Annotated in this window: 1 protein-coding gene; it reads left to right on the top strand. The window is 59.7% G+C overall.

Going from position 1 to position 782, the window contains the following annotated elements:
- The first annotated feature begins 216 nt into the window (after positions 1-216).
- Complete coding sequence (locus tag E8D38_RS27955; RefSeq protein WP_140637600.1) at positions 217-687, top strand: hypothetical protein; 471 nt, start codon at positions 217-219, stop codon at positions 685-687.
- The last annotated feature ends 95 nt before the right edge of the window (positions 688-782 follow it).

Genomic DNA, 782 nt, shown 5'->3' with positions numbered 1-782 from the left:
TAAATTCCGGCGGATGAATCGTTTCACGACTTCCGCGCCTGCGGATCATACGAGTGCCGCCACGCAGGCGTCACCGCCCCCGTCCGGGGGACTCGAGGCTTCCCAGGTGAGCCCGGCGGGTGCCCCGCGCCGCCTGCTCGACCGGGTGCGCGATGCGACGATCCTAAGATCCACGTGCCGCTAGCAAGGAACGAATGGACACTCGCACAGCAGAGCTTGGCGTTCCGCCTCACCTACATCCTGTCCTCCGACTATTTCGTGGATGTCGAGATTGCCTACGGTTCGATTTCCCATGACCTGCCCGTACTGGCGGAGCATGTCGATGGAAAGTTGAAGATCTGGCTGTCTCCCAAGGGAACGACGATCCAACTCATCCTGTCCCTTTTCGAGACGGAGTACATGGCCTTCGACAGCATGAGCAAGGATTTCGTCCGGACCTTCATCTTTCCGCGGATCGCCCAGTACGTCCCCAGTAGCACTAGGCAGGGCGCCGAGGCCTTTCTGAAGACGGTCCAGCGAACCCGCGAGACTTTCGAGTACGAGTCTAGCGACCTGGACTCCCTCCAGTCGATCTGGGCAGACTACTCGGAGAACAAGATCTCCATGAGCGAAGCGGCCCAGATGTCGGCTGCCATCACAGCGAAGGCAGTTCAGTTCATCGGTAAGCGTCCGGCGAACCCGTCTTGAGAAGAGCGGTCGCAGCGATAACGATGCTGTCCAGTTAGCAAATAGCTGGACACGATGGAAGCTGAACAGAGTCGCAAGCGCAGGCGCTACAGCCG

The sequence above is a fragment of the Methylibium rhizosphaerae genome, assembly GCF_006386545.1.
In the GTDB taxonomy this organism is placed as follows: Bacteria; Pseudomonadota; Gammaproteobacteria; order Burkholderiales; family Burkholderiaceae_C; genus Pseudorivibacter; species Pseudorivibacter rhizosphaerae.
Note: the sequence above shows the minus strand (reverse complement) of the source record. Positions and strands in the feature narration are given on the sequence as shown.